Annotated in this window: 2 protein-coding genes; both read right to left on the bottom strand. The window is 43.0% G+C overall.

Annotated features, from left to right (window positions below):
• Positions 1-273 precede the first annotated feature (273 nt).
• The gene (locus H3299_RS00700) at positions 274-8,121 is read right to left on the bottom strand and encodes an Ig-like domain-containing protein (RefSeq protein ID WP_182418443.1); all 7,848 of its coding nucleotides are present in this window, start codon (positions 8,119-8,121) and stop codon (positions 274-276) included.
• Positions 8,109-17,576, bottom strand: a complete 9,468-nt coding sequence (locus H3299_RS00695; RefSeq protein WP_182418442.1) for an Ig-like domain-containing protein — start codon at positions 17,574-17,576, stop codon at positions 8,109-8,111. Before H3299_RS00695 ends, H3299_RS00700 begins: the two co-directional genes overlap by 13 nt.
• Positions 17,577-18,098: the final 522 nt, after the last annotated feature.

The raw sequence follows: 18,098 nt of genomic DNA, 5'->3' as shown, positions 1-18,098 counted from the left end.
AGGCATAAAACGCCGCCAACTTTTCAAGTTGGCGGCGTTTTTTTACTCAAAACTATGCCAAAAATACGCATCTCTTTGTTCAAAGCTAAGCAGAATAGGCATTGTAACATTATTTTTAAACGCAGATAATACGCTCTTAGATAATTTGAATTTGCATATTTGAGCGGAAGAATTTTATTTTTTGGTAATCACAATAAAACCCCCACAAAAAAAGTCCCCTGATGCAAATCAGGGGACTTTCTATTTCATTTTTGAATTGTAGGTTTTTAAAATTTAAACAACAATTTGGCCATTAGCAAGTAGAGTTGCAAGGTCAACGTTTACGTCATTAATGGTCAATAATGGTGTTGATTCATAAGAGCCACCACTACCGTCGCGATCAACGTAAAGCACGGTGTTGCCACCTTCTTGCTCTACTTTGAGGTAATCTCCAATCTTATCACCCACATCGATTTTAGCAACGCCATTTGAGTCAAAATGTGCAGGACCATCAGCATCGCGAACATAACCAATCAAAATATCAGTTAAGTCAATTCGGTCTGCATTCGCATTGTTTGCATAATTGCCAAGGGTAAACTGATCTACCGTATCATGACCATTGCCACCCGTTGCATCGTCAGCAATTGCTTCATAAAGTAAGGTTGTATGTCCAGTGCCGCTTAGGATGAAATTATCATCACCACCACGACCATTTAAAATATTATTTCCATTGCCATCGGTAATAGTATCATTACCACTAGTACCATAAATGGCCTCTATATTGGTTAACTTAATGGTATAGCCAGTTGCAACATTTTGGAAAGCATCGGTAATGGCAAGACTTACGTTAATGCCAGTAGAACCAACCGCTGCAAAATCAGCAATATCCAAACCACTATTTGCATCCCAAGTGCGTTCACCATCGCCAACAACCCAGCCGCCGCCGCCATTATAGTAACGCGTACCAGCACCAATGAAAAAGGTATCATTGTAACCAGTACCAACAATACCAACGTCAGCGCTGTAACTATTCGTATTGGCGGTTGCACCATCAGCTTCAGCTGTTAAAACATAACCATTATAGGGTTCTGTTGCTTTAAGGTTAGTCCAGCTTGAATTTACATTTTCAACTGGATTGGTGCTGCTAGCAAAAGCTTGACCACCAAAGTCTTGTGAAACACCATTTTGGCTAAATCGCATGACTGCAGTATAGGTTTCATTTGGATCAAGACCATAGAAATGGACGATTGCCGAGCTATCATTCCAACCCGTACCATATTGCGGGTTGATAATCTGGCTTGCAACACGCACACCAGCTGAATTATAGATTTCAACCGTATTACCATAAAACGTATTGGAACCATCGGGACGGATGATACGCAAATGCATGGCAGTGCCATAATCTGGCGTATTTGGATTAGTGATAACAATCGATGCTTCACTGGTATTCGCACGTGATATGATCAAATCTTGATCACCATCCCAATCATAATCCATTGCAGCAGCACTTGCACCATTAACCGCAGCATCAAGTGCTGTTGACGTCATGATGGAACCACCAGCCGTTGCAACACCCATATCCTTGATATTTTTAATATCCCAGACAACTTGGCCACTATCATCAAGCGTACCAGTATTATGGTAATAAAGCGATGTACCAATAGAATATTTGGCTTCAGGAACCTCAACAAGGTCCATTTTACCATCACCATCCCAGTCAATTGCAAGGGTTGATTTACCCATAATACCATCAGCAATGCGTTGCGGATCCTTAAGATTACCGGCACCATCATTATAGAAAATCATACTATCGGTGCCTAAAGTATCTGCGGCTGCACCCACACCAGCATTTTTGGATTGGCCAATAAATAGATCCATATAGCCATCGCCGTTTAAATCTGCCCAAGTCAAAGAAATGGTTCGTTCAAAACTATCCGACGAATTGGCTGCTCCAGATGCGCCACTGGTATTGAAGATATTGGTAAAGCTTTGCCCAAATGACCAATTTTGTCCCGTAGCCGAACTTACACCACTATTTTTCAGCGTTACCAAATTATAGGTGGTTTCCCAAGTATAATTGCCATGAACGACTAAATCAACCGCACCACTATTGTTAAGGTCAACAACTGACAATTCGTGATCTGTTGTAAAATTACGAAGAGCCGTAGGCAACGAAGCATTGGCTGTTGGATAACCATAAGTATCCCACTGCTGGGTGCCTAGATTAAGATCTGCTTGCCCCTTATTATGAAGGAAGGTTGAGCTATCGTTTCCTGAGTCACCCAACACAACGTCAAGCCAACCGTCACCGTCCATATCTAAGGAAACAGTACTACCAAAGTGAGTGAGCGAATTTACTTGAACAAGCGTTGCTTCGTAAGTACCATCAGCCTTTCCTACAAACATTGTTCCTGTTCCTGAACCTGCAATGCCAGCATCGTAAGTTCTGTCAGTCAAGAACATATCCATATAACCATCGCGGTTATAATCGCCATAAGTATATGAGCTAAATAGTTTTTCCCACGTATATTGGGCAGAAATAGCTGCGTTACCGACATTTGCCCAATTGAGCAATGAAGGCGAACCAAAGTTGCGGAAATCATTACCATCAGCTGAATATTCAGCCATATCGGTCATCATTGTCCAGCCGCCATTATTTCCAAGTCGCAAGGACATGGAATAGGTCGCATAAGCACCGCCGGTACCAACATTTGGCGCCATATTACTGTCAGTTGTGTCAATAGCAATTTCAAAACCTGAAGAAAGGCTACCATTTACACCGGACAAACTTTGTACAGCGGCATAATAGGTATAAAAAGTCCCATCTTTAAGTTCAGTTGGTTCGGTGAAGCTCCAGCTTGTACCGCTAACTGTGGCATAGCCGACAAAAACACTACCACGATAAACAGCAACTGTTGCGCCTGCTTCAAGCTCTTCACTTAAAGTGCCGTGTAAAGTTGGTGTCGTATCATCGGTATAGCTACCAGATGGCAAGCTGTCATAAAGCTGCGTGCCGTAATCATCACTAAAATGCGTAATGCTTACAGTTGTGCTTGGTACACCATTATTAATGGTCACCTCTTTACTGCTTTCAGTACCTAAATTACCTGCAGCATCAATAACACGTGTTTTAAAGGTATATGTACCATCGGCAAGCTCTGTATCGGTATTATCCAAACTCCAGCTATCACTGCTAGCAGCATAGGTTGCATCTTGCCAAGTTTGGCCATTATCCAATGAAATTTGAACGCGTTCATTAGCTCCAAGTGTTCCGGTAACCTTTGCCGTAATAATTAAGGTTCCATCACGGGTAATAAAGTCATCACCAACATTACCTGTGTCTTCGGTAATTGAAACTATGTCTGAAGTTGCCGTTGGTGCCGCGGTATCGACATTGATATCAAATGCACTTGACTTTGTTCCTTCATTACCAGCCGTATCAGTGACAACTGCTTCAAAGCTATATTTACCATCGCTAAAGGCTTGGGCATCAGTAACCTGATATTCCCATGTACCACCAGAAATAGTAGCAACGCCCAAAACAGTTGTTACACCATTTTCATCGGTAACTTTGATAACAACCCTTTCACCATCGCCAACGCCAGCAATTGTACCCTTAAGAAGAGGTTTAGTATCATCAGTATAGCTGTTGCTGGTCGTTACATCACCAGTATTCAAGCCGATATCATCATAAAAACCAGTAATAGAAACACTAGCACTTGTTGGAGCTGTCGTATCAATAACTACTGTTTGTGATCCGCCATTGGTGACATTACCAGCAGCATCAATGACGCGGGTCGCAATTGAGTGGCTACCTTCAGATAAAGCACTACCAGTGTTATCATAGCTCCAACTATTATCGGCAGAATTATAAACAGCATCTACCCAATCACCACCATCGATCGAGATTTGAACCTTTTCATCTGATGCTAAGGTCTGTGAGACACTACCATGGATGGTCAAGGTCGTATCACTGGTGATAAAATCACTGTCGCTAAAGCCTGTATCGGTTGTGATACCGGTAATCGTGGCGGCAGAAGTTGGTGCTGTAAGATCAAGATTGATATCAAAGACGGTGGAAGTTTTACCTTCATTACCAGCACTATCGGTAACAACGGCTTCAAATCTATATTGTCCATCGGTTGTAAAAGCTTGGGCATCACTAACCTGATAGGTCCAAGTGTTACCGGTAACAGTTGCATAGCCAAGTAAGATTTTCTGTCCATCTGGCCCAGTAACTTTGACCGCAATACGATCTCCATCCTGCATGCCAGTAACCGTCCCTTTAAGAAGCGGTGTTGTGTCATCGCTCGATGTACCAGAAACGGTCATTTCACCTTGGATCAAACCAACATTATCGGTAAATCCGCTAATAGCAATTTCATATCCATCAATTGGCGCCGTTTTATCAATAGTAACATTCTGAGTGCTACCAACTGTCACATTACCGGCAGCATCAATAACACGGCTAGTAATCGTGTGAGTGCCTTCCGATAAAACACTACCAGTATTATCATATGTCCATGTATTGGTATCAGCATCATAGACAGCATCAACCCATGTGCCACTATCAATCTGAATCTGTACTTTTTCACCTGTTGCTAAGGTTTCAGAAACAGTTCCATTTATAATAAGCGTATCATCATTGGTGATGAAGTCAGTTGCACTTGTGCCGGTATCATCACTAATGCTGGTTATTGATGAAGAAGCAGACGGCCCAGTTAAGTTAAGATTGATATCAAAACTCGCTGATATAGTTCCTTCATTGCCTGCATTATCAGTAACAACGGCTTCAAAGCTATAGTCACCTTCTGCAAGTGCTTGCGCATCTGTCACCTGATACTGCCAAGTACCATCGGTCACGGTTGCATAACCAAGCACAGTCTTTACACCATCAGCACCAGTTACCTTAATAACAATGCGATCACCATCTTCGAGCCCTGTTACAGTACCCTTCAACAATGGTGTTGTATCATCGGTTGATGTACCAGATGTGGTCATATCACCTTGGATCAAACCAACATCATCAGCAAAACCAGTGATAGATATCGTTGCAGATGTTGGGCCTTGTGTATCAATCGTTATATCATGGGAGGTTGAAGTTGATGGATTACCAGCAGCATCACGAACGATGGTTTCAATAATATAACGACCATCGCTTAGCGCATGAGAAGCATCATTATGATTAACACTATAAGTGCCATCATCATTGCGTGTCGCTTGTATCCAATCGCCAGCCGAGCCACTTGCAGGTTTAATCCGCAACCAAACGGTGTCACCGGCTTCCAAACTGCCATTGATAGCAATGGTATAGATCAAACTATTGTCACTGGTGATAAAATCACCTGTGTCAAAACCAGTATCCTCGCTAATTGATTGCAAGGTAGCAGTTGTAGTTGGGCCTTGAGTATCAATTGTTACATCAAAACCTGTACCTGTACTTTCATTGCCTGCCGCATCGGTTGCAGTTACAGTAAGACTATGATCACCTTCAGTCAAAGGATCTGTAGTAACAGACCACTTGCCATCACTGCCAACTGTTGTTGTTCCAACCACATTCCCATCGCTATCTTTGATCGTGATGGTTGCACCAACTTCGCCAGAGCCACTAAAGGTTGGTGTTGTATCATCGGTTGATGAACCAGATGTAATCGCCCCTTGGATAAAGCCAACATCATCGCGCACTTCATCAATCACTGGCGCTGCTGGCGCTGTACCATCAATTTCAATGCCGAATATGACACTACCCTTGGTGCCTGCTGCATTTTCAGCATTAGCAGTGAAGCTATAAACACCATCAGCAAGATCTGTTGTTGGTGTTAATGTCCACACACCATTGCTATCAGCTGTGGTAACACCAACAACCACCGTTTGCCCATCACTATTTACATAGCTTACGGTTACAGTTGCATTAGCACTTGTGCTACCAACCATTTGCGGACGGCGGTCATCAGAAACACCATTATTGCCAACATTACCTTGGATTGAACCAAAATCATCAACAAAATGGTCAAAACCAACAATGACGTTGCTGCTATCAACTGTAAAGTCAAAGCTAGGACTTGCAACGCTTGTATTACCCGCAGGATCGGTCACAGTGATGCTGATTGAATGATCACCATCAGCTAAGGCTGAAGGAGAATAACTCCAAGAGCCATCAGCATTAATTGTTGTTGTACCAAGAACCGTATCGCCATCCTTAATGGTAACAACACCGCCAGCTTCACCAACACCCGCATTACCAGAAAGCACAGGTTGCTTGTCATCAGTTGTATCATTTGGTGACAAGGCACCTGTTACATCACCAACATTATCGGTGATGGTTGGCATTGATGGCGTTGATGGCGCAGTAGTATCAAGCACAATTGGATAGCCGCCCGTCATATTGCTGAGCTGACCTGCCGCATCATTTGCCTGCGCTTTAATTGTATAAGTACCATCGCCTTTGGCAAAAGCTGGGCTGATTTCCAAGGTCCAATTACCATTGCTATCAACTACAGTTGTACCACCAATAAAGCTTGTTCCATCTGGAGCGGTAACATGAATGGTAATGGTTGAACCTGCTGTACCGGTACCGCCAACAACAGGCGTTGTATCATCAGTCACGCCATTTTGCTGCAAGCCACCTGTAACTGCACCTTCATTATCGCTAACGCTGGTGATAGCTGGATCAGATGGTGCTGCACCCACAACGGTGAAGTTCCAATCAGTCGTTGCTGGACCAATATTCCCAGCCTTATCAACTGGACGAGCAGATAAAATATAATCGCCAGGAATTAATTGTGGGCTTGGGTCAAAGCTCCAAGATCCATCAGCATTAACTGTTGTTGTACCGATAAGCGTTACATTACCTTCGGCGTCCTTATTATAAATATTGATGGTTGAAGCATCATCTGGATCAACCGAGCCTGCCGCACCATCATAAGTTGGTGTGCGATCATCGGTTGGATCACCACGATTGATTGTACCTTGGATCGTACCAAAATCATCAACAAGATCCAACTTGCTTTCATCAATCGCATTTGGTGCCGTCGTATCAATATTAAGATCAAAACTAGCTGATTTCGAACCTTCATTGCCTGCATTATCAGTAACAACGGCTTCAAAGCTATAATCACCTTCTGCAAGTGCTTGCGCATCTGTCACCTGATACTCCCAAGTACCATTAGTTACAGTTGCAACGCCAAGTACTTTAGTAATACCATCGGCACCAGTGACCTTGATAATAACTCTATCACCATCTTCAAGGCCTGTTATGGTTCCTTTGAGAAGTGGTTTTGTGTCATCGGTTGAAGTTGGGGTTTGAGAAATTTCACCCGTAATTGAACCAACATCATCATAATAGCCACTAATGGTAACAACGGCCGATGTTGGGCCTTGTGTATCAATAGTGATATTTTGTGTTGATGAGGTTGATGGATTACCAGCAGCATCACGAACAATGGTTTCAATAATATAATTGCCATCGCTTAACGCATGAGAAGCGTCATTATGATTAACACTATAAGTGCCATCATCATTGCGTGTTGCTTCAATCCATTGACCTACGGTTCCACCTTCTGGTTTAATTCTTATCCAAACGGTGTCACCAGCTTGCAAAGTGCCATTGATAGCAATGGTATAGATCAAACTATTGTCACTGGTGATAAAATCACCTGTGTCAAAACCAGTATCCTCGCTAATTGATTGCAAGGTAGCAGTTGTAGTTGGGCCTTGAGTATCAATTATTACATCAAAACCTGTACCTGTACTTTCATTGCCTGCCGCATCGGTTGCAGTTACAGTAAGACTATGATCACCTTCAGTCAAAGGATCTGTGGTAACAGACCACTTGCCATCACTGCCAACTGTTGTTGTTCCAACCACATTCCCATCGCTATCTTTGATCGTGATGATTGCACCAACTTCGCCAGAGCCACTAAAGGTTGGTGTTGTATCATCGGTTGATGAACCAGATGTAATCGCCCCTTGGATAAAGCCAACATCATCGCGCACTTCATCAATCACTGGCGCTGCTGGCGCTGTACCATCAATTTCAATGCCGAATATGACACTACCCTTGGTGCCTGCTGCATTTTCAGCATTAGCAGTGAAGCTATAAACACCATCAGCAAGATCTGTTGTTGGTGTTAATGTCCACACACATTGCTATCAGCTGTGGTAACACCAACAACCACCGTTTGCCCATCACTATTTACATAGCTTACGGTTACAGTTGCATTAGCACTTGTGCTACCAACCATTTGCGGACGGCGGTCATCAGAAACACCATTATTGCCAACATTACCTTGGATTGAACCAAAATCATCAACAAAATGGTCAAAACCAACAATGACGTTGCTGCTATCAACTGTAAAGTCAAAGCTAGGACTTGCAACGCTTGTATTACCCGCAGGATCGGTCACAGTGATGCTGATTGAATGATCACCATCAGCTAAGGCTGAAGGAGAATAACTCCAAGAGCCATCAGCATTAATTGTTGTTGTACCAAGAACCGTATCGCCATCCTTAATGGTAACAACACCGCCAGCTTCACCAACACCCGCATTACCAGAAAGCACAGGTTGCTTGTCATCAGTTGTATCATTTGGTGACAAGGCACCTGTTACATCACCAACATTATCGGTGATGGTTGGCATTGATGGCGTTGATGGCGCAGTAGTATCAAGCACAATTGGATAGCCGCCCGTCATATTGCTGAGCTGACCTGCCGCATCATTTGCCTGCGCTTTAATTGTATAAGTACCATCGCCTTTGGCAAAAGCTGGGCTGATTTCCAAGGTCCAATTACCATTGCTATCAACTACAGTTGTACCACCAATAAAGCTTGTTCCATCTGGAGCGGTAACATGAATGGTGATGGTTGAACCAGCTGTACCGGTACCGCCAACAACAGGCGTTGTATCATCAGTCACGCCATTTTGCTGCAAGCCACCTGTAACTGCACCTTCATTATCGCTAACGCTGGTGATAGCTGGATCAGATGGTGCTGCACCCACAACGGTGAAGTTCCAATCAGTCGTTGCTGGACCAATATTCCCAGCCTTATCAACTGGACGAGCAGATAAAATATAATCGCCAGGAATTAATTGTGGGCTTGGGTCAAAGCTCCAAGATCCATCAGCATTAACTGTTGTTGTACCGATAAGCGTTACATTACCTTCGGCGTCCTTATTATAAATATTGATGGTTGAAGCATCATCTGGATCAACCGAGCCTGCCGCACCATCATAAGTTGGTGTGCGATCATCGGTTGGATCACCACGATTGATTGTACCTTGGATCGTGCCAAAATCATCAACAAGATCCAACTTGCTTTCATCAATCGCATTTGGTGCCGTGGTATCAATATTGAAATCCAACGAGGCACTTGAATCACTTGCATTACCCGCAGCATCCGTTGCTGTCACTGTAATCGAGTGATCGCCTTCGCTAAGTGGGGTATTTGGCGTTAACGACCAGTTACCATCACTATCAACAGTTGTTTCACCAATAATTGTATCGCCATCTTTGATCGTAATAATCGAGCCTACTTCGCCCGTGCCAGAAAATTCTGGTTGGGTCTCGTTGGTGCTGCTACCAGCGGTTATTACACCTGTATTAGGCTCAGTATTATCAGTTGCGGTGGGGACAGCAGGAGTTGCAGGCGCAGTCGTATCAACGGTAAAGTCAAGCGCTGCACTTTCTTCACTGGCATTACCAGCCTTATCGGTTTCGGTAACAGTGATAGAATGATTACCTTCACTTAACGCGGTTGAAGGGGTTAATGACCAATTACCATCACTATCAACGGTTGTTGTACCAATAACGCTATCGCCATCCTTAATTGTAATTGTTGAACCTACTTCACCTGTGCCACTAAATACAGGTTTTGTTTCATTTGTACTACTTCCAGCAGTAATGACACCTGTCTTAGGCTCGGTATTATCGTTAGCCGTTGGAACAGCTGGTGTTGCAGGTGCCGTAGTATCAACATTAAAATCAAGCGATGGGCTTGGGTTACTTGCATTACCAGCGGTGTCTGTTTCTGTTACCGTTATCGAATGACTGCCTTCACTTAGCGGTGTATCAGGCATGAACGACCAATTTCCGTCACTATCAACTGTAGTTGTGCCAAGAACTGTATCGCCATCTTTAATGGTAATAGTTGAGCCAACCTCACCTGTGCCTGAAAGTTGTGGACGTTTATCATTGGTATCGCTACCAGATGTGATCACACCAATATTTGGCTCAGCATTATCAGTTGCTACTGGCAATGCTGGTGTTTGTGGTGCTGTTGCATCAACCTCAAGCGTAAAGGTGGTTGTAATAGTATTACCAGCTGCATTTTTAGCTTCCGCAGTAAAACTATAAGACCCATCGGCAAGATTTTCAGTCGGTGTTAGTGTCCACGTGCCATCACTATTAGCGGTTGTTGTGCCAACAATCACTGTTTGCCCGTCACTATTTACATAGCTTACGGTTACAGTTGCATTAGGCGTTGCATTACCATTAAATACTGGCTTTTGATCATCGGTTATACCACCTGTTGCAACATTACCAGTGATTGAGCCAACGCTATCAACAAAATGATCAAAGCTTACAACAACTTCTGTCGTGTCAACAATGAGATCAAAACTATCACTTGCATTACTGGTATTACCAGCACTATCTGTAATTGTTACAGATATAGAATGGCTGCCTTCGCTCAGCGCAGGTGGTGTATAACTCCAAGAACCGTCGGCATTTATTGTGGTTGTACCAAGAACAGTATCGCCATCTTTAATGGTAACAACACCGCCTGCTTCGCCAACACCCGCATTACCTGAAATAACCGGACGCTTATCATCAGTTGTATCATTTGGTGCAAGCACACCTGTTGTTTCACCAACATTATCAGTAATGGTTGGTATTGATGGAGTTGATGGTGCAGTGGTGTCAAGCTCAATAGGATAACCAGTTGTCATTCCACTTAATTGGCCTGCTGCATCACTTGCTTGTGCAGCAATAGTATAAGTACCATCGCCTTTGGCAAATGCTGGATTAATTTCTAATGTCCAACTACCATCAGCTGCAACAACTGTTGTTCCACCAATAAAGGTTGAACCATCAGGCGCAGTTACATGGATAGTAATGGTTGAACCAACGCTACCAGTACCATGAAGAGTTGGTGTTGTATCATCGGTAACTTCATTACGTTGCAAATCACCGGTGACATCACCAACATTATCAACAATACGCGAAATCACTGGAATTGAAGGCGCTGCGCCAACAACTGTAAAGTTCCAATCCGGTGTGGCATCACCTTCATTACCCGCTTTATCAACTGGTCGAGCAACAAAAATATAGTCTCCGGCGGTAAGGGCAGTCTGAGGATCAAAACTCCACGAACCATCTGCATTGACTGTTGTTGAGCCAATGAGGGTTAACGTACCATCAGAGCCCTTGTTATAAATATTAATTTTTGATGCATCAGCTGGATCAACGGAACCTGCCGCACCCTTATAGGTTGGGGTGTGGTCATCAGTTGAATCGCCGCGATTAATTGTACCCTGAACTGGTCCAAAATCATCGACAAGATCTAATTTTGTTGTATCAATGGCTGATGGTGCCACAGTATCAATATTGAGTTTAAAACTATTTGATTTTGAACCTTCATTACCAGCATTATCTGTGACAACCGCTTCAAATGTATAATCACCATCCAAAAATGCTTGTACGTCACTTACCTGATATTGCCATGTTCCTGCGCTGACTGTCGCTTCGCCCAATATTTTGGTAATACCATCCGATCCTGTCACTTTAATAATGACACGATCTCCCGTTTCAAGACCAGCAATAGTGCCCTTGAGTAACGGAGTTTTATCATCTGACGAACTGCCTGATTGCGTAATATTACCGGTAATTGCGCCAACATTGTCAAAATAGCCACTAATTGTTACAGTTGCATCATTAGGTGCAGTTGTATCAATAATGATAATTTGGCTTGAAATCGCAGAACTATTACCTGCTGCATCGCGTACAATTGTTTCAATAACATAATTACCATCAGCTAAAGAATGTGCTGCATCATTATGGTCTATGCTATAAGTACCATCACCATTATCAACCGCCTTTATCCATTCGCCAACACTACCATCTTCAGACCTAATTCGCATCCAAACAGTATCGCCTGTTTCCAAAGTGCCATTAATGCTTATGGTATAGATAAGCGTAGGATCATTGGTTACAAAATCGGCGGTATTAAAGCCAGAATCATCGCTGATTGATTGCAAAATTGCTGTCGATGTTGGTGCAGTTGTATCAATTGTTACATCAAATCCAACACCACTACTTTCATTGCCTGCTTGATCAGTAGCAGTAACTGTAAGGCTATGATTACCTTCTGCAAGTGGGTTGGTTGTGATAGACCATGTCCCATCACCGGAAACAGTTGTTTGACCAACAACATTGCCATCTTCATCCTTGATTGTAATGGTTGCGCCAACTTCACCGCTACCTGTAAAGGTTGGTGTTGTATCATCGGTCGATGAGCCAGATGCAATAGCACCTTGAATGAAGCCAACGTCGTCAAGCACATCGTTAATAACCGGAGCTGCCGGCGCCGTTCCATCAATGTTAATGGTGAAATAAGCGTTGCCTTTAGTACCAGCAGCATTTACCGCTTCAGCCATAAACCCATAATTTCCATCAATAAGATCTGTTGATGGTGTAAGGCTCCATGCACCAGTGCTGTCAGCGCTTGTTGTACCAACAATAATTTTTGTACCATTACTATCAACATAGCTTACCGTCACAACGGCATTAGCAGTTGCTTTACCCACCATTTGTGGTGTGCGGTCATTACTGATACCACCATTGTCAATATTACCTGTAATTGGATCAACATTGTCAACAAAATGATCAAAACTTACAACAACATTACTGGTATCGACATGAATATCAAAACCATCACTAGGGTTACTTTCATTACCGGCTTGGTCGGTCACTGTAATTGTGATGGTATGATCGCCTTCGCTGAGCGCAGGCGGTGTGAAGCTCCATGAGCCATCTGGGTTAATTGTCGTTGTACCAAGCACAGTATCACCATCTTTAATAGTGATTGTACCACCAGCTTCGCTTGCATCTTCTTGACCCGAAATAACCGGACGGCTATCATCTGTTGTGCCATCAGGAGCAAGCGCACCTATTACATCTCCAACATTATCTGTAATTGTTGGTAAGGACGGCGTTGCTGGAGCTGATGTATCAAGAACAATCGGATATCCGCCGGTTATATTGCTAAGCTGACCAGCTATATCACTTGCTTGCGCTTGAATAACATATTGTCCATCGCCCTTATCGAAAGCTGGGTTGATTTCCAATGTCCAAACGCCATTACTTCCAACGGTAGTTGTACCACCAGTAAAGCTTTCGCCATGAGGGCCAGTAACATAAATAGTGATAGTCGAACCAGCAGTACCCGTACCGCGCACAACCGGTGTTGTATCATCAGTCACGCCATTTTGCTGCAAATTACCGGTGACGGGTGCTTGATTATCGCCAACACTGGTAATAGCCGGATCAGCAGGGGCCGCACCAACAACAGTAAAATTCCACTCCGTTGTTGCCGGGCCTTCATTACCCGCTTTATCAACTGGACGCGCGGTAAAAATATAATCACCTGGTGTTAAAGGTGGATTGGGGTCAAAAGTCCATGAGCCGTCCGCATTTACTGTTGTTGAGCCAATAAGATGAATATCACCAAAGGCATCCTTGTTGTAGATATTGATTGTTGCAACATCATCAGCGTCCACAGAGCCCGCAGCTCCACTATAGGTGGGTGTGCGATCATCAGTTGAATCACCAGATTGAATTGAACCTTGAAGCGGCCCAAAATCATCAATGAGCTCAAGACTATCATTGTTGATAGCACTTGGTGGCGTAACATCAATTGTTATAGCAAAACTATTAGATGTTGACCCCTCATTACCAGCATTATCAGTCACAACTGCTTCAAAATGATAATCACCTTCTGCAAATGCTTGACTATCAGTTACCTGATATTCCCAAACACCATTATTAACGGTTGCTTCACCAAGAATAGTGGTTACACCAGCAGCGTCAGTAACCTTGATGATGATACGGTCGCCATCTTGCAAACCAGAAATAGTACCTTTTAACAAGGGTGTTGTATCGTCGCTTGATGTACCTGATTGGCTAATTGTGCCTGTGATAGCGCCAACATCATCAAAATAGCCACTAATGGCAACAATTGCTCCAGTTGGGCCTTGTGTGTCAATTGTAATCGCCTGCGAAGAAATTTCCGATGGATTACCAGCCGCATCACGAATAATAGTCTCAATTGTGTAGCGGCCATCAGCTAAAGAATGTGCAGCATCATTATGATTAACACTGTAAGTGCCATCATCATTGCGTGTCGCTTGTATCCACTCTCCACTTGCTCCACCATCGGGCTTAATACGCATCCAAACAGTATCACCTGCCTCGATGTCGCCATTTATGCGGATCGTATAAATGAGCGTTGTATCATTTGTAACAAAATCGGTTGAATCAAAACCGCTATCGTCACTAATCGAGCTAAGCTCAGCTGTTGCCGTTGGCCCTTGTGTATCAATTGTTACATCAAAACCAGTGCCGGTGCTTTCGTTACCAGCAGTATCGGTTGCGGTGATGCTAAGATTATGGGAACCTTCAGCTAAAGGATCAGTAGTTAGCGACCAATTGCCATCATCATCAACAGTTGTTTGACCAACAATAGTACCATCACTATCCTTGATTGTAATTGTCGTACCAGCTTCTGCGGTACCGCTAAAGCTTGGCGTTGTATCATCGGTTGAAGATCCAGAACTAATCGGACCTTGAATGAAACCTACATCGTCTAGAACTTCATTAATAATTGGCGCGGTTGGTGCTGTAGCATCAATTTCAATATTAAAATATGCATCATCTTTAGTACCAGCAGCATTAACAGCTTCCGCTGTAAAACCATAAGTACCATCAGAAAATTCGGCTGTTGGTGTCAAAGTCCAAGCGCCATTGCTATCAGCAGTGGTCACGCCAACAATAATTTTTTCACCATCACCATTAATATAGCTTATCGTAATCGTTGTATTGGCTGTAGCATTGCCCACCATGACGGGAGTGCGATCATCGCTCACCCCATTAATATCAACACTACCCTGAATAGAGCCGACATTATCCACAAAATGGCTAAAACTTACTTCAACATTACTGGTGTCAACTGTAAGGTCAAAACTTGGGCTTGGTTTACTTTCGTTACCTGCCATGTCAGTTACAGTGACAGTGATTGAATGGTTACCTTCAGACAAAGCTGGAGGGGTAAAACTCCAAGATCCATCCGGCTCAACCGTGGTTGTGCCAATAACAGTATCTCCATCCTTGATAGTAATTGTGCCGCCAGCTTCTTCACTGCCTACATTACCTGAAAGCACTGGCTGCTTGTCATCGGTTGTGTCATTTGGCGACAAAGCTCCTGTTACATCGCCGACATTATCGGTTAAAATCGGTTGCTGCGGTGCGTTTGGTGCAAGTGTATCAAGAATAACCGGATAACCGCCGGTCATGGCACTAAGCTGTCCAGCCGCATCATGGGCTTGCGCCGAAATAGTATAAGTGCCATCGCCCTGTGCAAAAGCTGGACTAATTTCAAGGCTCCAAACACCATCGGCATCTACAACAGTTGTACCGCCGATAAAGCTTGTACCATCAGGATTTTGCACATAAATGGTAATAACTGAACCAGTTTCGCCTGTTCCAGTTACCACTGGCGTGGTATCATCTGTTACGCCATCTTTTTGTAACTCACCAACGACAGCACCTTCATTATCGGTTACGTTTGTAATGGCTGGGTTTTGCGGTGCATCACCAAAAACTGTAAAGTTCCAACCACTTGTTTCAGGGCCAATATTGCCAACCTTATCCACAGGACGAGCGGTAAAAATATAATCACCCGCATCCAAAGATGGGTTAGGGTCAAAGCTCCAAGAACCATCAGCATTAACTGTCGTCGAACCAATAAGCGTTACATTACCATCAGCGTCTTTATTATAAATATTAATTGAAGATGCATCATTAGGATCAATTGAACCTACGCCACCGCTATAGGTGGGAATGTGATCGTCTGTTGGTCCGCCATGGGCAATAGTGCCCTGATAGAGGCCAAAATCATCAACAAGATCCATCAATGTTTCATCAATGGCAGCAGGCGGCGTTGTATCAACTTCAAACTCAATCGGTGTGCTTGAATCGCTTTGATTGCCAGCCTTATCTGTTTCGGTCACAGTAATCGAGTGGCTACCATCACCAAGCGGTGTTTCTGGCTTAAATGTCCAATTACCATCGCTATCAACGGTTGTTTCGCCAATGATAGTATCACCATCCTTAATAGTAACCGTTGCGCCAGCTTCACCTTTCCCTGAAAATTCAGGTTGATTATCGTTGGTGCTACCGCCACTTTCAATTGTACCAATAAATGGTTGGGCATTGTCGGCCGCATTTGGAGTTGATGGAGTTGATGGCTTAATTGTATCAACTTCAAACTCAATCGGCGCACTTGAATCGCTTTGATTACCAGCCTTATCTGTTTCGGTCACAGTAATCGAGTGGCTACCCTCACCAAGCGGTGTTTCTGGCTTAAATGTCCAATTACCATCGCTATCAACAATTGTTTCACCAATGATCGTATCGCCATCTTTGACGGTAATTGTTGAACCTGGTTCACCTTTTCCAGAAAATTCTGGCTGATTATCATTGGTGCTGCCACCACTTTCGATTGTGCCAATAAAAGGTTCTGCATTATCAGTCGCATTTGGAGCTGATGGCGCATTTGGCGCTTGGGTATCTACGGTAAATTCAAATGGATTGCTATGAGCGCTTTCATTGCCAGCATTATCTGAAGCAGTATAGGTAATAGAATGAGCACCATCAACCAAATCTGTATCAGGCTGCCAGCTCCAATTTCCATTACTATCAGCAACGGTAGAGCCAATAAACTGGCCATTATCATAAAACTTAATTGTCGAGCCTGCAGCAGCAGTACCGGAAAATGTTGGACGTGCGTCATTGGTGCTATCGCCATTTGCAATATCACCTATAATGGCTTCAACGCTATCATAAACACTACTAAGACTAGGAACAGCTGGCGGAGTATTATCAACAACTGGTGGCGGCGATTGATCAGAATCGGAGCCTGAGGATCCTGAAAGCCCCGCAGCAAGCGCACCAGCGCCAAGCAATCCAAGCAATACTGCCGTTGCATCAATACCATCATTTAATTCGTGATAGATGACGTCAGGGTCTTCAATACCATCTTGACCTGATAATGCCTTGGTAAAGTCCACCAACAACAATACTTCGCCGCCACTTAGCAATAAGTTATTGAATTCTAATCCATAGGTAAAGAAATTTTTAATAACAAGCTTTTCACCATCTTTAAACTCAATGACCAGATCGCCACCTTCGCGGGCGTAATTTGCAATATCCCCCTTGGCTACATCAATGTAAAAATTGCCAGCTTCGTTGGACGCATTAACAACGCCCGACTTACTGGTAATTTTTGTATCTACATGGTTATTCAAAACAGATTTACTAGTCATTATCTTTACCCCACTTAACGCACTGCGCGCATAAATGATTTACTCATGCCGATAGCCTCTCAAATTAGAAATAATTTGAGATAACACCAACAAATCAAATAATATTATTATATATTCAAATATAATAACGAAGCTCAAACCTATAAAATAGTATAAATTAACATTGAAAACAAAATTTACATTACAAAACGTAGAATAACAAGTAAATAAAAAATATAATTAAAAATATAACTATAATTATTCAACTTATATTATAAGTATTAAAAAATAAAAGCTTATAACTATGATTTTAATAATTTGTATTTCAAAAAGATTTCTCATCCAAGCTACTTATATTCAAACGAATAAAAGGCATGTTGGTTCCACTGGACTCAAAATATTGATTTTTTGGTCAAAAATTGTAGTAGAGCAGATTTAAAAAATCGGGACTGCTTCTTAAGGTTTATTTCAGCATCTAATAAACTACTAAAATTACAATGTCAAAGGATATTAGTCATATTACTAATATTTAATATACTTGTT

Source organism: Bartonella sp. HY038 (assembly GCF_014117425.1).
Classification (GTDB): domain Bacteria; phylum Pseudomonadota; class Alphaproteobacteria; order Rhizobiales; family Rhizobiaceae; genus HY038.
This window is presented reverse-complemented; position numbering and strand designations above follow the sequence as displayed.